Consider the following 25,776-nt stretch of genomic DNA (forward strand, 5'->3'; position numbering starts at 1 on the left):
TAATTGAATAGGTGATAATAATGACCATAAATCATGCTGGAGCTCTCAAAAAAGAATATTTTATATCCTATATGAAATTAATCATGAATGCTTTTGGGTGTTCTGTTGAGGATGCAAAAGATAAAACATTTGAAAGGCTGTTTCGATTGCGGCAAAGTGAAATGGGGCAGGAGACGTATACACAATTTATTTTGGCGTATCGGGAATTGCTGAATCATTCGAATTAAAGGAGAGAATGAAGATGGCGGCTATTAAAAATTATTTATCTGCAAAGCCTATAATAATAGTCGCCATAGTCACAGCTTTAAGCCTTTTAGGTGACTCCATGCTGTATATTGCATTGCCTATTTATTGGGAAAGTGCGGGCCTGGACTCCCTTTGGCAAGTAGGTGTGCTCCTATCAATAAACCGCTTCATACGATTGCCATTTAATCCATTTGCAGGCTGGATGTACAAACATATTTCATTAAAGGCTGGCCTGATTATTGCTGTCCTGTTAGGCGGGTTCACAACGATAGGCTACGGAATTTTCAAAGGATTTGCGGCCTGGGTGATCCTTCGTGCTTTATGGGGGATTGCCTGGTCATTTTTTCGGATCGGAGGATTGTCGGTTGTTGCTGTTTATGCTGAAAACAACAAGCGTGGAAGTTCTATGGGCTTATATAACGGGCTCTACCGAACAGGAAGCCTGGTCGGAATGCTGGTTGGGGGCTTGCTCATTCCAATTATAGGCTTGAGCACCGTATCAATTGCATTTGGGTTATTGTCCCTTTTGGGGCTTCCACTAATGATGAGTTCTAAATTTAGTCAAGTTGAGGAGACACCCGGGAGGATTGATAAAAGGGCTGAAGATAAGCTTTTCATTGGCAGGACCGCATATAAAGCAGCCATTATTGTTTCAGGCTTTCTCGTTGCCATGTTATATCAGGGAATAGTGACATCCACAATGAGCTCCTTGATTGAACACTTTTACGGAGAGAGTATATCAATATGGAATGTGGTTGTCAGTGTTACTTTTTTATCAGGCATAATCCAGGCGGTAAGGTGGACATGGGAACCGTTTCTGGGGAAAACAGTTGGGCACTGGTCTGACCGGGCGCAGGGGAGGCTGCCGATTTTTATTGTTTCTTTGTTTTCATCAGCATTAGTCTTTGGAATCGTATCCATTAGACTTCCATTAGGGCTGTGGATAGCTGTTACTCTTGTAATGATGGCCGGGGCTACTATTTTATCAACCATTTTGGATACGATTGCCCTGGACACAGCAAAAACTGCAAACGTGGTTACTTTCCTTACGATATACTCCATCTCTCAAGATGTGGGTGCAGCTTTAGGACCGGCAATTAGTTACATATTAATCCAATTAGAGGCTGGCTTTAAATTTTTATATTGGGGCGGTTCGATCATACTGCTTATCTTAGCCGTGATTTGGACAGTTTTAGCAAAGAGGTTAAACACATTTATAAAAAAAGAGATCTATGAATCTTATTAGCGGGGGACCTGCAATGACCAGTGAGACTGTTGTTCGTGAAGCCAGAAAGGCAGATTTAACAGCTATTCTGGAGATTTATAATCAGGGAATAGAAGACCGTATCGCAACATTGGAAACAGAGAAAAAAGATCTTTCCTATATGGCAAAATGGTTTGAACAGCACCAAGGGCGATATTGTGTGCTTGCCGCGGAAATAGGGGGTCAAGTAATCGGCTGGTCTTCTCTGAATCCGTATAGCAGCCGCTGTGCATATGATGGAGTGGCGGATCTATCAATCTATATCGCAAGAGAGTTCAGAGGCAAGGGGGCAGGCGGGAAGCTGCTTTCTGCACTCGAAAAGAAAGCAAGAGAAAACAAGTTTCATAAGCTGGTTTTGTTTACTTTTCCATTTAATGAACTGGGACAGAGTCTTTATAAGAAAATGGGGTTTCGTGAAGTCGGTATATTTCAAAACCAGGGTGTGCTGGACGGAGAATTTGTGGACGTGATGGCTATGGAAAAACTTCTGTAAATATTGTGTTTGCGGCTAAAGTTTTAGCCGTTTTTTTTGGCTGCGTTCATGAATCACTCAAAAATAGTCCTCATAGTTTCCCTAAATAAGAAAAAACCATTTGCTTATATAAGCAAATCATTATATATTAATACGTGTGCAAAGCGGAGGTGATGAGATCATGATAGAATCCACAGTCGAAATCGGCAAGGCAGCATCCATTTTAAAATTATTAGGCGATAAAACGCGGCTCACAATGGTGAAGCTATTAAATAACCATGATTGCTGTGTATGTGAGTTTGTGGAGATTTTTAAAATGAGCCAGCCAGCCATTAGCCAGCATCTTAGGAAACTTAAAGATGCCGGTATGGTCAGGGAAAACAGACGAGGTCAGTGGATTATATATTCATTGAATCAGGAAAGTGATTATTACCCGCTGGTTCAGAATGTCCTTGATCACCTTCCAAGCCAGGATTATTTATTAACAGAATTGGAAGAGCAGGGATTGCGAATTTCCTGTGAGTAAGAGGGGGGAACACATTGACTCAAATAATTTTAGCTTCGGTGATTTTCTTGGTCACCCTCATATTAGTCATTTGGCAGCCAAAAGGTCTGTCCATCGGCTGGTCCGCATGCGGCGGAGCTATCCTCGCTTTAATAGCCGGTGTGGTGGATTTCAATGATGTCATCGATGTTACATCCATTGTCTGGAATGCCACATTAACCTTTATTGCCATCATCATTATATCGCTTATTTTAGATGAAATCGGGTTTTTCGAATGGGCCGCTTTACATATGGCAAGAGCGGCAAAGGGCAGCGGAGTGAAGATGTTCATTTACGTTTCCATTTTGGGAGCGGTTGTCGCAGCATTCTTTGCGAATGATGGAGCGGCACTCATTCTCACGCCCATTGTCCTTGCGATGGTGCGAAACCTTCAATTTGAAGAAAAATTGGTTTTTCCGTTTATTATTGCAAGCGGATTTATTGCGGATACCACGTCACTGCCATTGGTTGTCAGCAACCTTGTCAATATCGTCTCCGCTGATTTCTTTGGCATAGGCTTTGTGGAATATGCGTCCCGCATGATTATTCCGAACTTCTTTTCACTGGGTGCCAGCATTTTGGTTTTATTCTTATACTTTAGAAAAAGCATACCAAAGAATTATGATTTATCTCATTTGAAAAAACCAGCCGAAGCAGTTAAAGACAGCAAAATGTTCCGATTGTCATGGCTCGTTTTAGGCATCTTATTAATAGGCTACTTTGCCAGTGAGTGGATTGGTGTCCCAGTCTCATTCATCGCAGGCATTGTAACGGTGTTCTTTCTGATCATGGCCCGAAGAAGCCCGGCCGTGAATACGCGCACCGTCATCAAGGGTGCACCATGGGCTATCGTTTTCTTTTCGATAGGCATGTATGTAGTGGTTTACGGACTAAGAAACGCGGGCCTTACAAATGTATTGGCTGATGTAATTCAAATGACAGCTGACCAGGGTCTATTTGCAGCAACCATTGGAATGGGATTCATTGCGGCCATCCTTTCTTCTGTCATGAACAATATGCCAACCGTGATGATTGACGCTCTGGCCATTGCTGAAACTGATACAAGCGGAATCATCCGTGAAGCCCTTATTTATGCGAACGTGATTGGATCGGATCTAGGTCCGAAAATTACGCCGATTGGGTCCCTCGCAACTTTGCTGTGGCTTCATGTATTGTCCCTGAAGGGAGTAAAAATCTCATGGGGAACGTACTTTAAAACAGGGATCATCTTAACGATTCCAACACTGTTCATTACATTAACCGGATTGTACATTTGGCTAATGATTATCTAAAAAGGAGAATCTCAACATGACTAAAAAAACGATCTACTTCCTATGCACAGGCAACTCATGCCGCAGCCAGATGGCTGAAGGATGGGCAAAACAGCATTTAGGTGAAGAATGGAATGTTTATAGTGCCGGGATTGAAGCACATGGCTTGAATCCGAACGCTGTAAAAGCAATGAATGAAGCTGGAATTGACATCTCAAACCAGACTTCTGATATCATTGATCCGGAAATACTCAATAATGCAGATTTGGTTGTAACGCTTTGCGGTGATGCAGCGGATAAATGCCCAATGACACCTCCTCATGTAAAGCGCGAGCATTGGGGATTTGATGACCCTGCGAAAGCAGAAGGAACAGAAGAAGAAAAATGGGCTTTCTTCCAGCGTGTCCGGGATGAAATCGGCGGGCGGATTAAAACATTTGCCGAAACTGGAAAGTAAATAATATACTTAAAAACATCCAAGGGGAGGGAACAGGCATGAAAATCACAGACAATGCGCGTGATGAATTGAAAAAAATGCTGGAAGAACAAAATGCCAGCAGCGTCCGCATCTTTTTTGACGGCTATGGCTGAGGACAGCCAAGAATAGGACTGGCTCTGGATGAGCCTGAAGCAGATGATATTATTGTCACAATCAATGAAATCAAAGTAGCAATCGACCCGATTATTGAACCAAACACCGAAGACCTTGTTTTAGAGCGGAGCGGTAACGGAAGCGGGATCTCGATGATCGGGAATACAGGAAGATGCTGTTAGGAAAGGGCCTTTTAGAGGCTCTTTTTTATTTGATCTAATCCATGCTCCTAAATAAATCATTCACATACATTATGGTATCTGGCATGGAGAGGTGAATGTTGTTGTATTACTCTTATAATCCTTATGGGCATCACTTTAGCAGAGGACCTGTGAATCATCAGGCTTTTCCAAATACCAGCAGAGAAAGAGCAGGCTTTTCCAAAGAAGAGGCTGCAGCCATTGCGCTGCTATTGGGAATTGATTTTACGAAAACCCAGTTTGATTTGAATGAATTCTGGGTGGGTGTTAATACAGAACTGGAACATGGAAAACGATCAGGCCAAACGAATGTTACTGGAGATGATCCGCTACTTACAGGGAAAATTGCCCTGGCGCATCTTAACGAGTTTCCTGACTATTATAAGAGATTAAAAGTTTTGGAAGCGGAAGCAAAAGCCTATTGGAATTCATTGCAGCAAGGCTGAATAAAACAATGCCGGAGATATTTTCTTGAAATGTAAGCCCTTTGATAAGGGCTTTTATTCTTTATGCTGCTGAAGGGGCAGCTGGGATGGCGCGTGCTTGGGGTTTGGCGTTTTATCTAACAGGTTTTGGAGTTTATCTAGCATGTTGAGAGTTTTTTCCAACTGGATTATGAATTTATCTAACAGGTTTTTTGATTTATCTAGCATGTTTTGGAGTTTATCTTACATTTAGAACAATTCCTCTTTACGGAGAAGAAATCGACTATGAAAGCAGAGGGCGAGATGAGGAATGTTCCAAATAATTTGATTCTGGCGCATATAGCATGAAAGTGACGCATATCTGTGCCAAAGTGAAGCATATCCAGAAAAAGTAACGCATAACTGCAATTTTCAATAAAAAGAAGAGTCCAACTGATTCAGCTACCTATAATTACACACAAAAAAGAGCACCCATCAGGTGCTCTTTTTTGCTCTGCAGCGTCCTACTCTCACAGGGGGACAGCCCCCAAGCAAAGAGGAGTGCATTGCTTTTTCAGCTTACTGTTCCGATGTTTTCTCAGTTAAAAAGGTAATGGCTACAAAAAGTGCAAAGGCAAGCAATAGCAGGGTTCCGCCGACAATAAAGAAGACCAGAACAAAGGTGTCCCCTAAATTAAACGGATTTAAAGTATACATCCACATGCCGATTGTCAGACCAAGTGCTCCTGCCATTCCAAGGATGCTGTGAATGGAAACGAGCTTTTTGTATTTTACGCGGTAGACTTTATAAAAGATTCCCCATGCAAAGACGGAAAGCCATCCTACCAGCAGGATGTGGGCATGAATGGGCCTTAACGAATAATCCATCTGCCCGGACATATGCGACCCAAGGTAGGTTCCGATCATGCCAAAGATAGCTGCAAACCTTATTAATCTAATACTCCATTTTTGTTCCATAATATTTATTCCTCCCGTTGTTTCTCCCTGAAAAATGTAATGGTAAAGGTGGTGCCTTCGCCAGCCTGGCTGTCTGCCTTGATTTCCCCATTATGCAGCTCAATGATTTGTTTTACAATCGATAGCCCGAGTCCTGTGCCATCTTTTTTCCTGGCCGAGTCCACCCGGTAAAAGCGCTCGAAAACCTGGCTGATCGCATCCTCTGATATTCCGATTCCGGTGTCTTTAAAAACAACTTCAACCGCTGTTTGGGTTTGAGACAGGCTGATGAGAATACTGCCGCCATGCGAGTTATATTTTATCGCATTCGTCAGCAGGTTGTCCCAGATATTCACTATTAGCTCGGGGTCTCCCTTCAAAATGACGGGCGCGAGCTTGTAGGAAACCTCAATTTCTTTTTCTTCCAGCCGCCATTGATGCCTGCGGATTGTTTCCTTGATCTGTTCGTCCAGTTTGACCTCCGAAAGCTTCATCGGATAGGAATTCTGGTCAAGGGAAGTCAATAGCAGAAGCTGTTTGGTCAGATTGGACAGCCGCTTCGACTCCTGATCGATAATCTGCACGTATTCGCAATGTTCTTCATCTGACAGTTTCTGTGTCTGCAGAAGCTCCGCATACCCCTGAATATTCATAAGAGGGGACTGAAAGTCATGGGACACATTGTTGATGAATGACTTGCGGGCCTCATCATTGTGCTGCAGCTGAGCCTGCATGCGGCTGAAGCTTTCCGCGAGCTGTCCGATTTCATCCCTTCGGTCAATGTTCAATGGGAAGTTGAAATTCTCACGAGTAATTTCCCTGGTCGCCTCCGTCAGCTTCGTGATCGGCTTGATCAGGTGCTTGGCGAACCAGATCACCCCGGTAATGCTGACAACGGCAATGGCGACAAAGAACCACGCGAAGATCATGTGAATGTCGGAGAAAAGCAGCTTATTATCCGGCCGGAGAAATAGCCCGTAATTCTGGTTGTCCATGGTAAAAGGGACGCCGACCGTATTTTCAAGGTCGTTTGAAAAATGGCCCATCATCAGAAATTGGCCGGCAAAGCTATCCATCCCATGATAAACCTTCTGATCGGTCAGCACTTTTTCAGCTTCTTCAGGCAGATCTGTCTTATTGAAAGGCTGCCCGAAGAATTCTCCATCTCCGGATTCACTCACGATATAGAGCTGATAGCCGAGTTTGCTCATCGAATTTAAGTACGTTTCATAAGTGGAGCCAGAGGAATGCATATGTTCAAGGCCATTCGCGATTTCCTCTGCAATCACGACATTGTGTCTGTCGATTTTCCCTTTTGTCGAAGCCATATAGACCCAGTTGGTTAAAAAGAAGGAAAGCAGGATACTTATGGCTAAAATCACAAGTGTGGCTGCAATGAATTTCCGGTAGAGCGTCTTCATTTTGTTTCCTCAAGCTTATACCCGATGCCGCGGATAGTCTGGATCTCAACGGTTGCCCCGTATTTTTTCAACCGGTCGCGAATCCGGTTGATGTGGGTATTTAAAGTCTGTTCGCTGCCTTCATAATCCGCTCCCCACGCCTGTTCAATCAATGCGGCCCTCTGTGTTATTTTATTTTTTCGTGCCGATAGCAGGCTCAGGAGCTCAAATTCCTTTAATGGAAAAAGGATAGTCTCCTGATTGATTTCCACTTCAAAGCTTTTTCTGTCAATAGACAGATTACCGGCTTTAACAACTGTTTCCATCGCCCGCTCGGCTCTTCTTAACACAACGGCTACCCGGAAAAGCAGCTCCTTGACTTCAAACGGCTTGACAATATAATCTTCAGAACCGGATAGGAAGCCCTGTTCTTTATCACTGAGCTGCCCCTTTGCCGTCAGAAGAATAACAGGAATTCCGAAGTCACCGGTTAATATTCTGGTAAGCTCAAAACCATTCATGCCGGGCATCATGACATCCACAACGGCTAAATCTGCCGTTTGCTCTTCCAGGAGCGTTAATGCTTCTTGAGCATTATTTGCTCTCAGCACCTGATAGCCTTCATGATTCAGATGAATCGTAACAAGCTTCTGTATATGAACATCATCATCTACGACTAATATTTTCATGGCAGGGCCTCCTTAAAGGGAATAGGGAGGGACCCTCACTCTATTCCGAAATTTTTTCCCGGGAAGTTTCCTTATCTTTTTCGAAAAATAAGATCAATGCCGGAAGCAGCATCCCTCTCACAAGGAAGGTATCAATCAATATTCCCATGGCAACGATGAAGCCAAAGACGAATAAGTCTGCGATTGGCATGGTCATAAGGGCAGCAAAGGTAGCAGCCAGAATGAGGCCTGCCGAAGAAATAACACCGCCGGTATTGCGGATGCTAATTTCAAGAGCGTCCTTCACCCGGTGTTTCTTTCGTTCCTCCATAAAACGCGAAACCAGGATGATGTTGTAATCAATCCCCAATGCTACAAGGAAAATAAATGAATAGACAGGAACGCGCGAACTGATGGCTTCAAAGCCGAATAATACATCAACCAGGAAAATCCCAAGCCCTAAAGCCGAGACAAATGAAAGCAAAATAGTTGCCATCATGTAGATCGGCATCCTGATGGATTTCGTAAGCGCAAATAACAGCGCAAGGATCAGGACCGTTTCAAGCAGGACAATTTTCATTATATCACCGCTGTTGACATCCTGTTCGTCCACTATTTTCGGTGTGACCCCGCTATAGTAGGACTCAGCTTCCACACCGATCTCTTCTAATAGCTCAGGTGTGTCGTCACGCAAATTTTTCATAAAGGATATGGCTTCATTTGAATAGGGATTGATGGATAGTGCCACACTCATTTTTGCCGCCTTTCCGTCTTCTGATAGGGCAGACAGGCGGACAGAGGCAACTTCTTCATATTCCTGCAGCTTTTCACTTATCGCTGCTGTATCGTTTTCAGCCAATTGCTGATCACTGACAACGAGAAGTGTCGAAGGAGCCAGCTCGCCTTTGTCATATCTGGCTTCCACTATTTCATAGCCGACCCGCGATGGCAGGTCCTCAGGGAATTTCTTGACGGTGTCGAATTCATAATCAAGATTGAAAATATTAAACGCTGTGATGAGCATGAAAATGCCGACAATTCCGCCTGAGAGGCCGGGCTTGTTCACAACGAATTTGGCAATGGGTTCCCAGACACTATGTTTAACTTCTGTTTCAGCACCGTATTCAGGAACCTTCGGCCAGAATGCCTTGCGTCCGAAGAGGGTGAATAAAGCTGGAACCAATGTAACGGAAGCCAGCATGATAAAAAACATCGCTGTTCCAAAAATCGGGGCAAAGTTCTGATAATCACGGAAATCCGCTAAGAACAGAACCAGCATAGCAGCCAGAACCGTTCCGCCCGCAAAGAAAACAGGCTCGCCGGTTGCGCGCATTGCATGCTTCATGGCTTCATATTTGTTCTCGAAATGGTTAAGCTCCTCGCGGTAACGGGAGAACACAAATAATGAATAATCAATCACGGCAGCAAACAGCAAAATGCTCATGATGGAGGTTGTCTGGTTATTGATCTCAAGTCCGCCGGCACCCATTAATGCAACACTCTGGTTCACGACCTGGTAGACAATCACCGTCGCGAGAAGCGGAATGATGGCAAGCAATGGTGAACGGTAAATGGCTATAAGCAGGACAAGAATGATGACAACAGTCGCAATCAGGAGAACAAAGTCAGCCTGTTCGAACAGCTTGACTGTATCTCCGGCAATACCGGCTGGACCGGTGATATAAAAGGAGGTGCTTTCGAGATCCTCCGCAATTTTATTGCCGACTTTTGAGGCATGATCATTAATCTCGGCATACTGGTCATTGCCAAGTCCCTGTTCTAGCTCCATCGGCACTATTAAAGTGGACTTGTCTTCAGAAATGAAAGAACCTAGTGCTTGCGGCGGAAGCTTGCTGATATCGATAATCGTCTTGATTCCATCGATATCTTCTTTCATGATTCCTTCCAGAATCTGTTTAGCTTCTTCGATTTGAACCTCGCCATTTTCATTATGGAAAACCAATATGCCCGGAGTTCCTTGTTTGTTTGGAAAATATTCTTCTGTTTTATTCTGGGCAATAATGGATTTCGCCTCATCAGGAAGTGACTGGAAATTATTTGTTTTATAATCTCCAAGCATCGGACCTGCACTTAAGCCGATCATCAGCACAAGCCAGCCGATAATCGTAATCCACATTCCCCGTTTGGTGGAAACCCAATCTGTTACCCCATGCAGCAGTTTTTTCACATGAATGCCTCCTAAAACTAATTTCAATGGCTATTCTACAAAATGAAAATAAACTGAACCTCAACTTCTGTTTACAATTAGCCCGATGCATGAAAGAAGTGGTTTATATAGAAAATATAATCATATTAACACGAGGAGAGCCAAGGATGAAAACAGCACTGTTAATTTTGGACATGCAAAAGGGATTTGATGACCCTTACTGGGGGAAGAGGAACAATCCCCAGGCAGAAAACAATATGTTTCGCCTGCTGACTGAATGGAGGAAGCGGCAGTGGCCCATTTTCTTTTCAAAGCATTTGTCGCTTGACCCGCAATCGCCTCTTTATCATAAAAATGAGGCGGGAATCCAATTTATGGACCTGCTGGCACCAAAATACGGGGAACAGGTTTTTACAAAGAATGTAAACAGTGCTTTCATCGGCACAGAGCTTGAAATACAATTACGGCAGCAGCTGATCAAATCGGTTGTCATCACAGGCCTGTCCACACAGCATTGTGTCTCAACCACAACGAGAATGAGCGCTAATTTAGGGTTTATAACGTATTTGGCATCAGATGCGGTTGCCGCTTTTGACATCACTGATCATAAGGGGGTTGTCCATTCTGCGGAGACCGTGCAGGAATTGGAGCTCGCGGCATTGCACAAGGAGTTCGCTGTGATCGTGACGGCTGATGAAGTGATAAAAATGCTGACTTAATATTGTGGATTGGCTGTATTGCTCCAGGGAGGCATAAGTCTCTTTTAAAATTTGAAAGGTGTGTGTGTTAAGTATGCCTGTTAGTGAAACGATACTCCGTGTAACCATCTCGTTTTTAGTGCTTTTTTTGCTCGCAAGGCTGATGGGTCGGAAGGAAATTGGACAAATGACCTTTTTCAACTGGGCGTCCGCCATCGGAATTGGGTCAATCGGCGGAAACCTTGCTGTGAATGACAGTACCCGAATCAAGGATGGAGTCATCGCACTGGTTTTTTGGACGCTTTTCACCATTGTAATGGATATGATCGACCTTAAGTCGAAACAGGGACGGTCAGTTACAACAGGGGATCCCTTGATTGTCATTAAAGCAGGCAGAATCATGGAATCTGCTCTTAAAACAGCGAGGGTGGATCTGGATGAGCTTCAGGCGCTATTACGGCAAAAGGATATCTTTTCTTTTAAGGATGTTGATTACGCCATCCTCGAAACAAACGGAGACCTGTCTGTGTTAAAAAAGACAAGTCAACAGGCTGTGACGAAAAAGGATCTAAACATAAGCAGTCCAAACAGGGCTCTTTTTTCTTTGCCGACGGAAGTGATTGCGGATGGAAAAGTCAATTCAGAAAATCTGACGAAATTAGAATTAGATGAAAACTGGCTTGAAGGGGAACTGAAAAAAGCGGATATCCGCTCTGTTGAAGATGTATTTTTCGCACAAGTCCAACAGGACGGCACTCTTTATTTTGATCAAAAAGACACATAAAGGACAGAAATCGGATTCTGTCCATCTAGTTATGCTTGAAAGTTCCCAGCAGCCTCTGAAAGGGGCATTTGGAAATCGCGGTGTCATCATCGCGAAGAAAATATTGTTTCCATTCAAAATTGTCATCGGCGCCATAACTGTTCAAGTCAGGATGGATAGGGATGGCATCGTAATGTTGGAGCCGTTTGCGGATCTGATTTTTAAGGCGGGACGCTAATGTTTCTTTTTTCATGAACTCCTGCAGAACCCATCTCGGCGTGATGGCCAGCATCATCGTATCAAAATGGCGGCTCTGCCGATTTTTATGAGCAGGGGTGGCACAGTACACAAAATATTTTTCCCTGTGAAAGCAGAATTCCCAAAGCGGATCGTGCGGGTCTTTTGGGATTTCGTTTGGCCATTCCACTTCATCAATCTCAGACAGCCCCGTCAGCCCATCCCAAAAAAGCTGCTCATATTCCTCCACACTCAAATGCTCCTTTTGGTTAAAAAAAATGATCAGTGACGTGTAGCTTCCATAATCTCTTGAGTGCTTTGTGAATTCCTTCAGGATGGATGCTGTCTGCTGTATGGAGGCCGGGTTTCCCGGATCGTCTGCAAATCCAAATCGAAGCTGATTTTTGGCAAACCCGATGGTCGCAGGGATGCAGGGGAAGGGTTTTTCTCTGTCGGTCATCTTTTTCCGGAATTTATCTAAGGCATTCAGCTGCCAATCTTCTAAACTCTGCAGGCTGGAGGAGCTGGCAGTATATAAATGGCTGATCTTAGTCACCCCCTCTAACTCCTACACTATATTCAAAGCGGGATAAGGCGGGTGAGTGTCCATGGTGAAAATGGGCGGACAGAGGCGGGACGCGGCAGTTAATCAGGAGGAATTACGCCAAAACTTCCATCGAAAAAGGGGCAGGTAATCACAAATATTCCTTAAAATATTTACTCAAAGGTTTATTAAATAAAATAACCGGGTAATGGTATATGTTTAGGTATAAGATGAAGCGTTCTCATTGTTAAGATTAAATCCAGGTGCTATAGGGGGAGAAAATGAATAATCAGATGCTTCTTTTAGGGGAAAAGATTTTAAAAGAGAAGGATATATTAGCGAAAAAGCTGCATAAGGATCGAATGAGCGGGGTCGAGATGACTGAAACAGAGAGACTTCAGGCTGACAAGATGGAATCGCACATTGTTCAGATTCGTGCTGAGTTTATTGAATTGTTCGGTGTAGCATTGCTGAATCATGAGAACAAAGATGAAGCAATGGAGAAGATTGAAAAATGGTGCAAGGAGACAGGAGAGTATTTTTATAAGCTCGGAATCCCTTTGGATGAAGCTTTAAAGGATGCGGGATATTACCGGAAATATATCTGGAATGAACTTGAAGAAACGATGATGGAGCATAAAATGACAGCATCAGAGGTTATAAAGGTAGTCTATTTGATAGACCCCCTGCTGGATCATTCCATTCATTGTTTCAGCATGGCTTATGTCAAATTCCATCAGGTAACTCTCGAGAATGCAAAGCAGGCTTTCCTTGAGTTATCTGTCCCGGTTGTTCCATTCTCAAAAGGGGTGGGCATACTGCCTTTAATTGGGAATATTGATACAGGGAGAGCCCGGCTGTTAATGGAAGAAACGTTAAAACAATCTGCACACCTGAAGCTGTCTCATTTAATTTTAGACCTTTCCGGTGTAATGATTGTCGATACCATGGTCGCAGATCAGCTGTTTAAAGTAATTGAAGCCTTATCGCTTGTCGGCGTTAAAACCATTATTACAGGTATCCGCCCGGAAGTGGCACAGACGATTGTTACGCTCGGCATTAATCTGAATGGCATTAAGGTAAGAGCCAATGTGTATCAGGCATTTGAAGAACTTCATGGGTAAAATTGAAAACATCAGAGGAATTCAGATTGAATTTACTCTGCTGTTTTTTGTTTTAATCCCTTTCTGCCATGGGCATCCATTCAATTTTTCCGCATATGAACCGTGTTAATTTTCCCAGCCGTGAATACAATGAATCAAACAGCACTTCAATGAATATTGAGGGGTGATGACATCATGTTTTCGGTAACGGGAATGCAGGGTTTTGAAATTTTTTCGCTTATGCATCTGGTTACGTTGTTTCTTTTCTTTTTTACAGCCTGGTGGCTGGTTTATTACAGACAGGCGCTTAGAGCATATCAGAAAATCATTAAATGGACGCTGTTTTTTACGTTGCTTGCCTGTGAAGTGACCTATCATGTATGGCTGGTCCTGACCGATCAGTGGGATGTGTCAAATCTGCCGCTCCAGTTATGTTCCTTGAGCACGTTCATTGCACTTTTCCTATTTTTAAAGCCAAATCAAAAGGCTTTTTGGCTGCTGTATTTTATTGGTACAATTCCTCCCATTTTAAGCATGGTGACACCTGATATGGTTTACCAATTTCCTCATTACCGCTACATCAAATACTTTCTTCATCATTCAGCCATTCCATTAGCCGTACTATATTTTATTTTGTTTGAAGGATACAGGGTGCCGAAGAAAGCGGTGCTGACCGGCTTTTTAACGCTTAACATAATTGCGGTGCCAGTCTTCTTTTTAAATCTGCTGCTGGGGACCAATTTCTTCTATTTGGCGAGCCCGACAGAAACCAAAACCCTGCTCTCATTTTTCGGGAATGGTGTCTGGTATTATGCAACGCTTGAAGCAGCTGCGTTAGTTGTCTTTTTTATAACTTATTTACCTATGCAATATTTGCAGAGAGCCGAACAGAAAAGAGTCCGGGACAATTGAAAGCCGTAATCCTGCTTGGCGAGCAGGATTACGGCTTTTTTTATCGCAGTCTAACGGGCAGTAAGACCCCCACTTCAAGACTCTGAGGAATCAAAGGAGGATAGCGGGGATCAAACTGCCCGTAAAGGCCCGATTGGTTCAACTAACAATCAGTGGGGGGATAAGGAACCCCCCACTGATTGAAGTTTCACTTTATCGCTTATTCTGTTCCTTTTCTTTTTCGTACTGCCGCTGCGGAGTCATTTTGGAAATGGCATCATCCACAACCTCCTGGGCTTTCTTCGCTTCGCGGTCCTGTTTTTGTGCTTCCTCCTGAATGCGGTTTACATCCTTTGGGGTATTTTCGCTCATAACAGTAGCCTCCCTTTTTCAGATATAGTTATAATGTTTCCGATATGGGAGGAAATAAACAATTTGGAACCTATTGATATTTGCAACAGCCTTCTTTAATCTAGTATAAGGTATTTTATTAAAAGGAGAATCTTTGAAATGCTAATAGAAGTGATTGCCGACACCCTCAGTGATGCGCGGATTGCAGAGCAGGCCGGGGCAGGCAGAATTGAACTGGTAACCGGGCTGGCAGAAGGCGGCCTTACCCCGAGTTATGGAGTTATTGAAAGAGTGTGCAAAGAACTAAAGATCCCAGTAAATGTGATGATCCGCCCGCACAGCCGCGGGTTTTGCTATTCGGAAGTGAACATAGAAATCATGATTCAGGATATTAAGGTCTGCAAGAAGCTAGGAGCAGCAGGTGCAGTATTTGGCGTCCTCACACCTGATCGCAAAGTACATAATGAACATTTGAATCGGCTAATTCAAGCCGCAGATGGACTGGATATTACCTTCCACAGGGCATTTGATGAGACGGATGACCAATTTGCGGCTCTGGAAGTGATCAAGGAGTATCCGCAGATTTCGAGAATCCTTACATCCGGCGGCCAAAGAAGTGCTGCAGATGCAGCAGAAAGACTGAAACGTCTGCATGAGCTTACGGCAGATAGCCATTTAAAAATTATGGCTGGGGCCGGTCTATCAGCTGAAAATATTAAAGCGTTTATAGAAAAAGTGCCTGTAACTGAAGTTCACTTTGGTTCTGGTGTACGTTTCCAATCCAGCTATGAGAATGCCATTGATCCTGAGAGAGTGCAGGCGTTAAAGAAGATTATCGGCAGCAGAGCGTTATAGAAAAAAGCATCAATTTGTATGATGCTTTTTTGCGTTCTATTATGAACGAATGTGATTTGCATACGGGTCATAAAAACCAGCCAGCAATATAAAACTACCAAATAAAATGATGACTTCCACTAATAACAATCCTTTGTCAATCAGTCTATCCCTCTTTTTAAGTGAGATGGTCCCCATTATCATTAAAATTAATGAGATGGGTGCAAGTATTAATCCCAATCCAATGTTCATTGTCTATTTCTCCCCTTATGACACTGCCAAATTCAATCCAGTATTTATAGTTAAACAGATAGACAACAAAATCCTTTATTTAAGAAAACCGAGTGCCAACTTGCCGATTTGTGAAGGGCTGTAAGTCCCGCTATTTGAAAAAGCTATGTATTATTTTCATAAACTTTCTTAAAAGAAGGTTAAGGCATGTAAAAAAATGGATTTTACTCTTCTTTTTCAGTTCAATTTTTTCTATGATAACTACTGTAAGAAATATAGCAGCCAAGGAGGAAATGAAAATGAAAAAATGGATTTTAGCATTGATGGCAGCTTTAATGATTACAGGTGTGGCGACAGGCTGCAGCAATGAAGAGGACACTGACGAGACGAACACAGAAGAAACTGAAGATACCGGAACAGAAGAAGGCACTGAAGAAGACAGCGAAGATGAAACTGAAGAGGAAACAGAGTAAGGAATAACATAAGAAAGTGCACCTTTTGCAGTAAAGGTGTGCTTTTCTTTTGCCATTAATTCAAATTTTCAGAATGAAGATTGACTGAACCGGCAGTTCCGTGCTACATTAATTTCATATTATTAAAAGGTGTGGTGAAGTATGTCGATTGCAGGTGTCAACTAATTGTTTAGTTGAATTAGGTGCTAATTTTCTGGTTATTGCCAGTTTATTAAGAATGCCTTTTTTCAAACATGACATGTTTGAATACCTGCTATCAGACTGCTTCCATTTCTATATATTCGTGCAGATTTAGACACTATGTCTCTTTTTTAGGGTTTAGTTTGTTTATGCCTGTTCGAAAAGTAGAACGCCCGCGGAAGCTTTCTGCCCAATTCACATTGGGGTGGGGAAGGCTTTTGCGGGCTATTTTATTTGGAATGAGGCAGAGAGAATGAATGGAATGACCTTTGATAAATTGCAATACCACGAATTGAAAAATAAAGTAAAACAGCATTGCGTCAGCAGTTTAGGGAAAGCGCTAATCGATAAGATGGAGCCGAGCTCGAGTATAAAAGCCGTCCGCAACCGCTTAAACGAAACAAGCGAGGCGAGAAGGCTGCTGGACGCCGAAAAGCATCTGCCATTAACCGGCATTTCCAATATCACAGGCATTATTGAAAAAGTGGAAAAAGGGATCATATTAACTCCTTCAGAGTTAAACGCTGTATCCGATTTTCTAAGAGGATGCAGGAAAATCAAAAAGTTTATGGCAGATAAAGAATTCTTTGCGCCAGTTCTCTACACGTATGCGTTATCTATGACAGAATTCAGAAATATCGAAGAAGAGATCTTGTATGCAATCAAAGGAAACATGGTTGATTCGGGTGCCAGCAAAGAGCTGAAACGGATCAGAAACCATATTGCCAAAACCGAAGAGAAAATTGAAGAACGATTGAATAAGTTCTTGCGGAGCAGTTCTAATAAGGAATATATTCAAGAATTTTATATCAGTAAAAAGGATGACCGTTTTACGATTCCGATAAAAGCATCTTTTAAAAATCAGGTAGCCGGAACAGTGGTTGAAACCTCTTCAAAAGGGTCGACTGTTTTTATGGAGCCTGATGCCGTTTCAAAGCTTAATGTGGAATTGGCCATGCTGAAATCGGAGGAGTCAGTGGAGGAATATCAAATACTGGCCACACTTTCAGGAGCGATTCTTGAATCCATTCATGAGATCCGCATCAATATTGAATCCATCAGCCAGTACGACATGATTTTTGCGAAAGCGTAGTACAGCAAAAGTACAGACGGTATTGAACCGGCGATTAATAATCATGGGTATATCAAATTAGTAGGAAGCAAACATCCTTTATTGGAAGGAAATGTTGTCCCGCTGAATTTTGAAATCGGGAAGGACTATAGAAGCTTAGTCATAACAGGCCCCAATGCGGGCGGGAAAACCGTCGTCCTAAAGACTATCGGAATCCTTACACTGGCTGTCATGTCCGGGTTTCATATTATGGCGAAGCCGGGAAGTGAAATCGCCATCTTTGACAATGTCTTTGTTGATATTGGTGATAATCAGAGCATCGAGAACGCCCTAAGCACGTTTTCTTCTCATATGAAAAATATTTCCGAGATCATGAGTGCTTCCACTAATAATACGCTGCTTTTATTCGATGAGATTGGCAGCGGAACAGAGCCGAATGAAGGGGCTGCATTGGCCATTGCGATTCTGGAAGAGTTTTATCATATGGGATGCATCACGGTTGCCACTACTCATTACGGTGAGATTAAACGGTATTCTGAAATGCATGATGATTTTATGAACGCTGCCATGTTATTCGACAGTGCGGAATTGAGACCGATGTATAAGCTTTTAATAGGTGAATCAGGAGAGAGCAATGCGCTTTGGATTTCCAGAAAAATGAATATCCGCGAACATGTCCTGCAGCGCGCGCAATTGTATATTGAAAATAAGGATTATAATCTGGAAGCAGTAAGAGAGAACAAGGTAAGGAAGCCATTGATTGAAGTGGAGCATACCGAGGATGTGATTCAATATGAAATTGGTGACCGGGTAAAAGTGATTAGCCAGGATGATTATGCCATTGTGTATGAGCCCATAGATAAATTCAATAACATCAAGCTGTTTTATAAAAATGAAATAGTGGAAGTCAACAGCAAGCGGATTGAATTGGACATTAAAGCAAGCGAGCTATATCCGGAAGGGTATGACAGGAATACCTTATTTACCAGTTACCATGAACGGAAGCTGCAGCATGACCTGGAGAGAGGGTCGAAAAAGGCGCTGCGAAAGGTTGAAAAGGAGATTCGGAATAGGAAGCAGGAATAGAATTTGGCGATTCTCCGGGTGGAGGATCGCCTTTTTAGTGTTTAATCAGAGGTAGCCTCGGGTTCGGACTCAGCTCCTTGTTTTTCAGCTGTTTGTGTCAGAAGTGGCTCCGGGTTCGGACTCAACTCCCTGGTTTCCAGCTGTTTGTGTCAGAAGTTGTTCAAAGTTCGGACTCAACTCCCTGGTTTCCAGCTGTTTGTGTCAGAAGTTGTTCAAAGTTCGGACTCAGGTCCTTGGTTTCCAGCTATTTGTGTCAGAAGTTGGCCCGGGTTCAGACACAGAACCGCGGTATCCGGTTTTTTGAGTCCGAAGTTAGCCCGGGTTCAGACACAGAACTGCGGTTTTTTGCTTTTTAAGTCCGAAGTGACCCGCAGATCTACGATTTTGACTGTCTGATTAAACACCAAGATGGGGTTTTAAGCAAAATCTATGAAATCAACAACCCTGCCGCAATAAATAATGCAGCTGCAAGCACAGCCCCAATGGCTGAAACCTTCAATTTATATCGGGCATAGTCCACGAGGTCCATATCCAGAATAGAAGCAGTGGTAATGGTTGTATCACCAAGCGGTGACGTCAGCGCACCGAATGCCCCGCTTGCGAACACGGCTCCAACGGTAAGCGGGATGGAGGCGCCGGTCGAAACCGCGAGAGTAATTCCGAGCGGCATGAACAGACCCCAGGTTCCCCATGAGCTTCCAATAAAGTAGCCGACCACAGACCCTAGCACAAAGATAGCAGCCGGTGTCAGATAAGCTGGCAGAAAGCTTCCGAGTGAGCTCCCGATAAAATCTGAAAAACCAAGATCCTCCGCCGCCAGTGTCAGCGCCCAAATCAGGATGAGCAGGCTGATCGCCTCCATCATCTGATTCCCACCATCGTAAAAATGATAAAGAATTTCGTTCATTTTTTCCCGTCTGAGTATGTAGAAAATAAAGGTTAAGACGAGGGTGATAAAGACAGCCAGCAGCATTACAAATGTAGCGTCGGCCATGGAAAATGCTTCGAATATCGTATTTGCACCCTGCGACATTCCATCCTGCCATAAGAGTAACAGAGAAAAGGCGAGCAATAAAACTACAGGGAAAATCAAATGCCATGGCTGGGCTTTGACAAGCGATAATTCCTTCTTAATTCCCATCCGGTGGAATTCATGCTCTTTTTCCTCCAAATCGGTATGGGCTTCAGCTTTTTGCTCTCCAGTCTTTTTCCGGCGCCAAAACGTCTGCACAATCCCAATCAGCAGCATAATGATTGCGTAAAAATTAAACAGAATACTTAATAAAAAGATCTCATATGCGGACATATCCAGATCCAGCCCGCTGATGCCGCCTTCAACAAGGGATACCATGAAGCCCACAAAAGCAGTCGCAACCGGAAGCAGTACAATCACGGATTCGGTTGAAATATCAAGAGTCATGCCGACTTTCTGCTTGGACAGGTTCATTTTTTTAATCAAGGATTTGATAATGGGCCCGATCATCATGATTCGAAACATCGGCATCATGAAGGTGAACGGGAGAGTGATCCAGATGAACACAAGAAGACCGCGTTCAGAGCGGATCCGTCTGCCGGCCCATTCGGAAAAACCCTTAATGCCGCCCGCAATATTCATCATTCCCACAAGCCCGCCGAACAAATATAAAAATCCGACTATCTTGATATTCGTTTCATCGGAAAGCGTCGTCACAATATAAGTGACCGACTGTTCCGTGCCCGCCAGCAGGTCCGCAGACACTAGTATGGAGCCAACAAGGATGCCCGCCACCAATCCCGGCAGGATATTCTTTAACCAGATGGACATTCCGATTACGATTATAAATGGTATGATCGATAGCCAGGTGCTGTTCAAGTTTGTGACCTCCAATGAAAATGCCGTTACCTGTTTAGTATTTCCAGGGGAGGGCTGTAAATTCCTGAAATTTGACAAGGATACTGTCAGCCTGATATATCGGTGAACGGGTACAGGGTTATTCACTTTGGAAGAAATACCCGATGTTGGTTCAATAAATATTCGATTTGTTAGCCCCCGTATTTTAAAATGAACAGAGAACATTTTTTAGGAGGCATTAAATGAAACCGCGAATTTCAGTTATTACATTGGGTGTAGATGATTTGAAAAGGTCATTGAAGTTTTATCAGGATGGACTGGGACTATCAACAGAAGGAATAGTAGGTCAAGAATTTGAGCATGGGGCTGTTGCGTTTTTTGATTTACAATATGGAGTAAAACTTGCCATATGGAATCGTAAGGATATTGCTCATGATACAAACTTAAATCAAACACCCAAAAGCCCTACTGAATTTACCCTTGGTCATAACGTAGGGAGTAAGGAAGAGGTCGATAAAATAATGGAACAGGCAGATAAAGCTGGTGCAGTTATAACAGTTCCAGCACACGATACCTTTTGGGGAGGGTACTCTGGAAACTTCCAGGACCCTGACGGACATTTGTGGGAAGTAGTTTGGAATCCAGCTTGGGAAATTACTGAATAGGGTTTTATGTAACTGCATTTTCAACAAAAAGCTGACATAAAATCGCTAGGTATATAATTAACGGGTTCGGTTTTCGAGTACAAAATCTTTATTCACACACAAATTAGCAGCCTAATTCGCAGCTGAATCGGGCTGCATATTTTTCTTGATATATAAGCTTTTACATAAATTTAGGGGTGTTATAGCACTCGAATTTGCACCCCTTTTAGCAGGGTAACAGAAGATGTTTTTTGGATATTTATGTTAAAATCATAGGAGAGCTTATTCAACTAACAAGCAGGTTAGCAGAATAAGGATGGTTAAAATTATTTTAATTACTGTTATTAGGTTTTAGGGATGTGATAGCAATGTGTGGAATAGATTTTGTAATTGGAGTAACCGATAAAGAAGCATCAAAGGCAGAAAAATTTGTTCATTTTAACGAAAGAACACACGCTTACTTAATAAATATTGAAAAGGGTTCTGGTAATGACTTTAATCTTCTTTTGAAACTTGACCCTTACCGTCAAACAATAATATATAGAGATAAGATTCCAGATTTATTAGTAGTTTGCGAAGCTTTAATTAATAAATACAATTTAGCTGGAGAAAAACAATGTGAAATAAGGAATTTTGCACAAGAATTAAAGGAACTATGCGAAGATGCGATAAAACAAAAGAAACATATATACGCTATTGGAGATTAGTTTAGTTTGCTTATCAATCTCGGTTTCCATCTTGTTCAACGAACGGGTGCTAATCTTCAACAAAGTGGTGCTATAAAAAAAGCTCAAAGCATTATGGATCCGAGCTTTTTTGCGGCTGATATTTCTGCTGAAACGTCGGTAAATCGATTCTGGAGGTGCTTAAGCGTTCCTGCGGCATATCGCCCCGCGGAAAAAGGACAGCAGTTCGAATCACAGGGAAAAACCAGCTTTATCCAAATCCCGATTGGCTTTTACCGTGCCCGTCCATGGCTGAGGGGGAATTTGATTAGCTAGATTAGAAGATGAATCTGATTGAATTTCTGTTTTCGGGTGCTTGACGTGTGAATTGGCACACGTCATTTTTCTTGTTTATGAAGGCCTTAGCCTTTTATCGTTTTTGTCATTGCAATTGACATTATATTTTAATAAGAATTGTGCCGGAATAGTTGTCAATTTCAATGCCACTTGGACTGTTCTTCCACTGAAAAACAGGTGATTTTGTATAACGGAGAGAATTTATTTTTAGATAGAATTAACTCATGGCGGTTAAAAAATCCATCTCATAAAAATAAAGAATAGTGAAAACTCGTCATTTAGGGCGAGTTTTTTACCTTTTATATGTCATGTAAGGCATAATTGATAAGTGTACCATCCAAAGTATTTAAAAAAGTTGTATGAAAACATCTCCCCTTTTATTAGCACTTTTGACAATTGAATTTTCTGAAATATCGAACTATTATTAGGGCAAGGAAATTCTTTTTGGGAGGAGAACATGATGCATTCAAGATCTGTAAAGGAAAGAATAGATATTTCCATCCGCGATATTTGGGAAGCAAAGAAACGAATTTCTTCCCTTGTAGATAAGACTCCATTGATTCAATCGGCTATCCTGTCTGAGAAATTGGGACGGAGGGTTTTTTTGAAACTGGAGAATGTTCATGAAATCGGCGCCTTTAAAGTCAGAGGGGCAGCGAATAAAATTTTGAGTTTAAGTCCTGAAGCGAGAGAACGGGGAGTTGCCACCTATTCTACAGGGAACCATGGCATGGCTGTTGCCTATGTGGCGAAAAAGCTTGGAATCGAGGCAGTTGTTTGCATATCCAACCGTGTCCCAAAAGCTAAGGTAGATTCTTTAAAAAGGCTGGGAACTAAAATAGAAATTTACGGTGACAGCCAGGATGCCGCCGGGGAGCGATGCTATGATCTGGAGAGGACGGAAGGGCTGACTGTGATTCAGCCGTTCGATGATCCTCATGTGATTGCAGGTCAGGGAACAATTGGTTTGGAAATTTTGGAGGAACTTCCGAATGTATCAGATGTAATTGTCCCTCTTTCAGGCGGCGGGCTTCTTTCAGGGGTTGGGCTCGCACTTAAATCAAATGACAGAGGGATAAAGGTTTCAGGTGTATGTATGGAAAAATCCGCTGTAATGTATGAGAGTTTAAAGGCAGGGAAACCGGTAGTGCTTGAAGAGAGTGAGACTCTGGCTGACAGCTTGCTGGGAGGAATCGGTCTGGATAACTGCTACACACTTCGTATGGTTCAGGAATACATGGATAACGCTTATTTGATTCCCGAAGAGGAGATTGCAAACAGCATGGCTTTTATGATGGATAAGCACAGAATGATTATGGAGGGAGCAGCAGCTACTGGAGTTGCAGCGGTTTTAGGGGGTAAGATTCCCCGGCAGGAGGGGGATGTTGCTGTAATCATCAGCGGACATAATGTGGATCTTTCTGTCATACATCGGATCATTCAGGATTATGCCATCTGTAATGGTGTGAGTAAATAAGTGGCTGAAATGAAGGCTATGGCTATAACCGGACATATGGAAAAATACTGAATTTATTATATTAATAAAATATAAGCTGGCATTGCGGGAAATTTATAGTAGACGTTCCTATCTGAATATGGTTTCCTATAATAAAAGTCTTCTATTTTTTAATCTTAAGGTGTTCAGAGGGGAGCCAACATGAGATTAACAGTTAAAGATGTCCTAAAATACAAGATTCTCAATAGTGCCAAGATTGTTACCGGAAAGGAATATGCTGAAAAACGGCATATCCAATGGATTTCGGCCATAGAAATGCCAGTGGAAAACTTTGTCCGAAAAAATGAAGCGGTATTAACGACAGGGATAGGCTGCGGGCAGGATCCTGAAACTTTCAAAAGGTTTGTTCAGGATGTGATCGACTCTGACGCTTCGGCCCTGATGGTTGCTTTGGGAAGATACATTTTTGATATTCCGACTGAGGTCATAGAACTGGCTGAAATGAATAATTTTATTATTATTGAACTTCCATGGGAAATCCGTTTTTCCAGTATTATTGAATTGGTAATGAAAGAGATAAATGACATCGAATATAAAGAGCGTCAAAAATCAGAAAAGGTTCAGCAGGAACTTCTTAATCTCATTCTAAAAGACACCGATCTGAGGGGTATCTCAAAATTCGTTGAAAAACATATCGGGCATCCGCTCGTCATTACAGACCGATCAGGCACCCTTCATGAAAAAAGCATCCATACACAATCCTTTATAAAGGAGTGGAAAAAATATGTCCTGCAAGGAATTCTTCCATCAAGGACAGAAAACACTCTATTAAAAGGAGATCCTATGTTTCAGAAGTTCCAAATGATTAAAATAGAAAACCGGATTGTTTTTCAAATTCCGGTGCTCCAGGTAGCCGACAATCCACAAGGCTATATTTTTGTATTGGTTCCCAGTTCCGAATCAATCGAATCCTTTCTCACTCTCTTTCGGGTTAACGTGTTAGAGCACGCTGCAACTACGATTGCTCTTTGGCTTTCAAGGAGAAATGCCATTGAAGAGACAAAAATGCGCCTTCGCAGCGATTTTGTCCATGAGCTTTCTAAGGGCGAATTCCTATCACTTGAACAAGCCGATACAAGGGCAAAATTGCTTGGATATAATCTTAAACTCCCATATGTGTGTATTGTCGGGTATCCGGAAAATATGAAAATTTTATTCCAAAAGCGCAAGCAGGACTACGATTCCTACGAACATTGGCTTGAAAGCATGATTCAATATATTGAAGAAGAAGTCTACTATGCCGCCCAGTCTCTTAAAAAGGATATACTGATGACCTATCAGGGTGAACAGCTTGTCATTTTCCTGGAAACATCAGGGGTGAAGGGAAATGAAAACGCTACAAATTTCCTTGACCTTGTCGAACGGCGCCTGGGAAATTTGCTTCCTGAAGTTGTCATATCATGGGGCATAGGCAATGCGTTTGAAGGCATTTCAGGATTTGGTGAAAGCTTCCGTCATGCTGGCACTGCTTTAAGCATTGGCAGGCGGAAAAAGGGTTTCGGGCAGCGGATGATGTATGAGCAAACTAGAGTGGACAGGGTGCTGTTAAATTTGGCTGGCAATAAAGAGATGGAAGATATTATTATGTCAACTATTGAGCCTCTTGTACAATATGATGAGCAGCGGCACATGGATTTGATTGGAACTTTCATCGCTTATAATCAATGTCATGGGAATGTAAGTCAGACAGCGAGATCACTAAATCTCCACCGGCAGTCCCTGCTGTACCGGCTAAGGAAGATTGAATCCTTGACTGGCTTGTCCCTTATTGATCCGGATGATTTATTTCTTTTGGATCTGAGCATAAAGATTTGGAAAATAGGAGAACATGCCGTAATGGCAGGTCAACCTTAATAATATTAAAAAAATGCGGAAAAATCCTTTGCGGTTTTTTTCCGCATTTTTTTTGCTTCCAACCAATCACCCAACTTGTCTATTAATCTTTTTGCAGGAAAATTTACTTATAAATATTTTAAAAATTTAAAACCTTTCGATAGTTTGACTAAAATAAAATTTGAATTTTCATACAACTTTGCAGATGATAGTTTTTTTATCCTGACACTATAATAAACCTACAAACTTAATAAAATATCCGGTTTTGCAGGAGGGAGAGCC

The 25,776-nt window shown here is 42.5% G+C and carries 25 protein-coding genes and 1 pseudogene; 18 read left to right on the forward strand and 8 right to left on the reverse strand.

Translation table 11 applies throughout. The features are described from left to right. Nucleotides 1-20: 20 nt before the first annotated feature. The 7 genes from BK139_RS13535 (at nt 21) to BK139_RS13570 (ending at nt 5,035) form a co-directional block, all read left to right on the forward strand. Entirely contained in the window at nt 21-227 is a 207-nt protein-coding gene (locus tag BK139_RS13535; RefSeq protein ID WP_076259608.1) for a hypothetical protein, read from the forward strand. 14 nt (nt 228-241) lie between these two features. Next, nucleotides 242-1,492, forward strand: coding sequence for an MFS transporter (locus tag BK139_RS13540; RefSeq protein ID WP_076259610.1), 1,251 nt, complete (start codon nt 242-244; stop codon nt 1,490-1,492). Between the two features lie 13 nt (nt 1,493-1,505). Further along, nucleotides 1,506-2,003, forward strand: a complete 498-nt coding sequence (locus tag BK139_RS13545) for an arsinothricin resistance N-acetyltransferase ArsN1 family A (RefSeq protein ID WP_076259794.1) — start codon at nt 1,506-1,508, stop codon at nt 2,001-2,003. A gap of 160 nt (nt 2,004-2,163) precedes the next feature. Beyond that, the gene (locus tag BK139_RS13550) at nt 2,164-2,508 is read left to right on the forward strand and encodes an ArsR/SmtB family transcription factor (protein ID WP_076259612.1); all 345 of its coding nucleotides are present in this window, start codon (nt 2,164-2,166) and stop codon (nt 2,506-2,508) included. Between the two features lie 14 nt (nt 2,509-2,522). After that, nucleotides 2,523-3,818, forward strand: a complete 1,296-nt coding sequence (locus BK139_RS13555; protein WP_076259614.1) for an arsenic transporter — start codon at nt 2,523-2,525, stop codon at nt 3,816-3,818. Nucleotides 3,819-3,834: 16 nt separating this feature from the next. Then, nucleotides 3,835-4,254, forward strand: a complete 420-nt coding sequence (gene arsC / locus BK139_RS13560; RefSeq protein WP_048011477.1) for an arsenate reductase (thioredoxin) — start codon at nt 3,835-3,837, stop codon at nt 4,252-4,254. 412 nt (nt 4,255-4,666) lie between these two features. Next, the gene (locus BK139_RS13570; protein ID WP_286148796.1) at nt 4,667-5,035 is read left to right on the forward strand and encodes a DUF5661 family protein; all 369 of its coding nucleotides are present in this window, start codon (nt 4,667-4,669) and stop codon (nt 5,033-5,035) included. 537 nt (nt 5,036-5,572) lie between these two features. Here the strand turns inward: BK139_RS13570 and BK139_RS13575 are convergent. Genes BK139_RS13575 through BK139_RS13590 form a run of 4 tightly spaced genes read right to left on the reverse strand, consistent with a single transcriptional unit; the run spans nt 5,573 to nt 10,206 of the window. Then, nucleotides 5,573-5,971: a hypothetical protein gene (locus tag BK139_RS13575; protein WP_076259616.1), complete on the reverse strand. Its 399-nt coding sequence runs from the start codon at nt 5,969-5,971 to the stop codon at nt 5,573-5,575. A gap of 5 nt (nt 5,972-5,976) precedes the next feature. Continuing rightward, complete coding sequence (locus BK139_RS13580; RefSeq protein ID WP_076259618.1) at nt 5,977-7,371, reverse strand: sensor histidine kinase; 1,395 nt, start codon at nt 7,369-7,371, stop codon at nt 5,977-5,979. Then, a complete protein-coding gene (locus BK139_RS13585; RefSeq protein ID WP_076259620.1) occupies nt 7,368-8,039 on the reverse strand; it encodes a response regulator transcription factor in 672 nt (223 codons plus the stop codon). The genes BK139_RS13580 and BK139_RS13585 overlap by 4 nt, the downstream gene beginning before the upstream one ends. 40 nt (nt 8,040-8,079) lie before the next feature. Next, nucleotides 8,080-10,206 (reverse strand): MMPL family transporter, encoded by a 2,127-nt coding sequence (locus BK139_RS13590; protein WP_076259622.1) that lies wholly within the window; start codon nt 10,204-10,206, stop codon nt 8,080-8,082. A 146-nt stretch (nt 10,207-10,352) separates the two neighbouring features. Here BK139_RS13590 and BK139_RS13595 point away from each other — a divergent pair, with 146 nt between their 5' ends. Both BK139_RS13595 and BK139_RS13600 read left to right on the forward strand, forming a co-directional pair. Then, nucleotides 10,353-10,904 (forward strand): isochorismatase family protein, encoded by a 552-nt coding sequence (locus BK139_RS13595; protein WP_076259624.1) that lies wholly within the window; start codon nt 10,353-10,355, stop codon nt 10,902-10,904. A gap of 73 nt (nt 10,905-10,977) precedes the next feature. After that, nucleotides 10,978-11,667, forward strand: a complete 690-nt coding sequence (locus tag BK139_RS13600; RefSeq protein ID WP_076259626.1) for a YetF domain-containing protein — start codon at nt 10,978-10,980, stop codon at nt 11,665-11,667. Between the two features lie 25 nt (nt 11,668-11,692). Here the strand turns inward: BK139_RS13600 and BK139_RS13605 are convergent, their stop codons facing one another. Further along, nucleotides 11,693-12,430 carry a YqcI/YcgG family protein gene (locus BK139_RS13605; protein WP_076259802.1) on the reverse strand — a complete coding sequence of 246 codons (738 nt, stop codon included), beginning with the start codon at nt 12,428-12,430 and terminating at the stop codon, nt 11,693-11,695. 278 nt (nt 12,431-12,708) lie between these two features. Here BK139_RS13605 and BK139_RS13610 point away from each other — a divergent pair, with 278 nt between their 5' ends. Continuing rightward, nucleotides 12,709-13,551, forward strand: coding sequence for an STAS domain-containing protein (locus BK139_RS13610; RefSeq protein ID WP_076259628.1), 843 nt, complete (start codon nt 12,709-12,711; stop codon nt 13,549-13,551). Nucleotides 13,552-13,725: 174 nt separating this feature from the next. Continuing rightward, the gene (locus BK139_RS13615; RefSeq protein ID WP_076259630.1) at nt 13,726-14,442 is read left to right on the forward strand and encodes a YwaF family protein; all 717 of its coding nucleotides are present in this window, start codon (nt 13,726-13,728) and stop codon (nt 14,440-14,442) included. Between the two features lie 192 nt (nt 14,443-14,634). On the opposite strand, the gene BK139_RS24005 is transcribed toward BK139_RS13615, so the two are convergent. Continuing rightward, nucleotides 14,635-14,793, reverse strand: a complete 159-nt coding sequence (locus BK139_RS24005; RefSeq protein WP_175609118.1) for a hypothetical protein — start codon at nt 14,791-14,793, stop codon at nt 14,635-14,637. Between the two features lie 138 nt (nt 14,794-14,931). Between BK139_RS24005 and BK139_RS13620 the strand changes: the two genes are divergently transcribed. Further along, the gene (locus BK139_RS13620; protein ID WP_076259633.1) at nt 14,932-15,627 is read left to right on the forward strand and encodes a copper homeostasis protein CutC; all 696 of its coding nucleotides are present in this window, start codon (nt 14,932-14,934) and stop codon (nt 15,625-15,627) included. Nucleotides 15,628-15,666: 39 nt separating this feature from the next. Here BK139_RS13620 and BK139_RS13625 read toward each other — a convergent pair whose 3' ends face one another. Then, nucleotides 15,667-15,858: a hypothetical protein gene (locus BK139_RS13625; protein WP_076259636.1), complete on the reverse strand. Its 192-nt coding sequence runs from the start codon at nt 15,856-15,858 to the stop codon at nt 15,667-15,669. 278 nt (nt 15,859-16,136) lie between these two features. Here BK139_RS13625 and BK139_RS13630 point away from each other — a divergent pair, with 278 nt between their 5' ends. Together BK139_RS13630 and BK139_RS13635 are read left to right on the forward strand one after the other, a co-directional pair. Continuing rightward, nucleotides 16,137-16,310, forward strand: a complete 174-nt coding sequence (locus BK139_RS13630) for a hypothetical protein (RefSeq protein ID WP_286148802.1) — start codon at nt 16,137-16,139, stop codon at nt 16,308-16,310. A 433-nt stretch (nt 16,311-16,743) separates the two neighbouring features. Beyond that, nucleotides 16,744-18,648: pseudogene (locus BK139_RS13635) on the forward strand (endonuclease MutS2). 427 nt (nt 18,649-19,075) lie between these two features. Here the strand turns inward: BK139_RS13635 and BK139_RS13640 are convergent. Continuing rightward, entirely contained in the window at nt 19,076-20,500 is a 1,425-nt protein-coding gene (locus BK139_RS13640; RefSeq protein WP_083675371.1) for a Na+/H+ antiporter NhaC family protein, read from the reverse strand. A 221-nt stretch (nt 20,501-20,721) separates the two neighbouring features. Between BK139_RS13640 and BK139_RS13645 the strand changes: the two genes are divergently transcribed. The 4 genes from BK139_RS13645 to BK139_RS13665 all read left to right on the forward strand — a co-directional run bounded on the left by BK139_RS13645 (nt 20,722) and on the right by BK139_RS13665 (nt 25,515). After that, nucleotides 20,722-21,144 carry a VOC family protein gene (locus tag BK139_RS13645; RefSeq protein ID WP_076259638.1) on the forward strand — a complete coding sequence of 141 codons (423 nt, stop codon included), beginning with the start codon at nt 20,722-20,724 and terminating at the stop codon, nt 21,142-21,144. Between the two features lie 347 nt (nt 21,145-21,491). Continuing rightward, entirely contained in the window at nt 21,492-21,830 is a 339-nt protein-coding gene (locus BK139_RS13650) for a hypothetical protein (protein WP_076259640.1), read from the forward strand. 772 nt (nt 21,831-22,602) lie between these two features. Beyond that, entirely contained in the window at nt 22,603-23,622 is a 1,020-nt protein-coding gene (gene eutB, locus BK139_RS13660) for a hydroxyectoine utilization dehydratase EutB (protein ID WP_076259644.1), read from the forward strand. Between the two features lie 180 nt (nt 23,623-23,802). After that, a complete protein-coding gene (locus BK139_RS13665; protein ID WP_076259646.1) occupies nt 23,803-25,515 on the forward strand; it encodes a PucR family transcriptional regulator in 1,713 nt (570 codons plus the stop codon). The last annotated feature ends 261 nt before the right edge of the window (nt 25,516-25,776 follow it).

This window comes from Paenibacillus sp. FSL R5-0490, from assembly GCF_001956215.1.
Taxonomy (GTDB): Bacteria; Bacillota; Bacilli; order Bacillales; family Cytobacillaceae; genus Cytobacillus.

Coding starts and splice junctions, on each gene's coding strand:
- BK139_RS13630 (WP_286148802.1), top strand. CDS start 16,137: ATGAAAAAATGGATTTTAGCATTGATGGCAGCTTTAATGATTACAGGT.
- eutB (WP_076259644.1), top strand. CDS start 22,603: ATGATGCATTCAAGATCTGTAAAGGAAAGAATAGATATTTCCATCCGC.
- BK139_RS13575 (WP_076259616.1), bottom strand. CDS start 5,971: ATGGAACAAAAATGGAGTATTAGATTAATAAGGTTTGCAGCTATCTTT.
- BK139_RS13540 (WP_076259610.1), top strand. CDS start 242: ATGGCGGCTATTAAAAATTATTTATCTGCAAAGCCTATAATAATAGTC.
- BK139_RS13620 (WP_076259633.1), top strand. CDS start 14,932: ATGCTAATAGAAGTGATTGCCGACACCCTCAGTGATGCGCGGATTGCA.
- BK139_RS13645 (WP_076259638.1), top strand. CDS start 20,722: ATGAAACCGCGAATTTCAGTTATTACATTGGGTGTAGATGATTTGAAA.
- BK139_RS13625 (WP_076259636.1), bottom strand. CDS start 15,858: ATGAACATTGGATTGGGATTAATACTTGCACCCATCTCATTAATTTTA.
- BK139_RS13615 (WP_076259630.1), top strand. CDS start 13,726: ATGTTTTCGGTAACGGGAATGCAGGGTTTTGAAATTTTTTCGCTTATG.
- arsC (WP_048011477.1), top strand. CDS start 3,835: ATGACTAAAAAAACGATCTACTTCCTATGCACAGGCAACTCATGCCGC.
- BK139_RS13665 (WP_076259646.1), top strand. CDS start 23,803: ATGAGATTAACAGTTAAAGATGTCCTAAAATACAAGATTCTCAATAGT.
- BK139_RS13535 (WP_076259608.1), top strand. CDS start 21: ATGACCATAAATCATGCTGGAGCTCTCAAAAAAGAATATTTTATATCC.
- BK139_RS13600 (WP_076259626.1), top strand. CDS start 10,978: ATGCCTGTTAGTGAAACGATACTCCGTGTAACCATCTCGTTTTTAGTG.
- BK139_RS13585 (WP_076259620.1), bottom strand. CDS start 8,039: ATGAAAATATTAGTCGTAGATGATGATGTTCATATACAGAAGCTTGTT.
- BK139_RS13610 (WP_076259628.1), top strand. CDS start 12,709: ATGAATAATCAGATGCTTCTTTTAGGGGAAAAGATTTTAAAAGAGAAG.
- BK139_RS24005 (WP_175609118.1), bottom strand. CDS start 14,793: ATGAGCGAAAATACCCCAAAGGATGTAAACCGCATTCAGGAGGAAGCA.
- BK139_RS13595 (WP_076259624.1), top strand. CDS start 10,353: ATGAAAACAGCACTGTTAATTTTGGACATGCAAAAGGGATTTGATGAC.
- BK139_RS13650 (WP_076259640.1), top strand. CDS start 21,492: ATGTGTGGAATAGATTTTGTAATTGGAGTAACCGATAAAGAAGCATCA.
- BK139_RS13550 (WP_076259612.1), top strand. CDS start 2,164: ATGATAGAATCCACAGTCGAAATCGGCAAGGCAGCATCCATTTTAAAA.
- BK139_RS13545 (WP_076259794.1), top strand. CDS start 1,506: ATGACCAGTGAGACTGTTGTTCGTGAAGCCAGAAAGGCAGATTTAACA.
- BK139_RS13570 (WP_286148796.1), top strand. CDS start 4,667: ATGTTGTTGTATTACTCTTATAATCCTTATGGGCATCACTTTAGCAGA.
- BK139_RS13580 (WP_076259618.1), bottom strand. CDS start 7,371: ATGAAGACGCTCTACCGGAAATTCATTGCAGCCACACTTGTGATTTTA.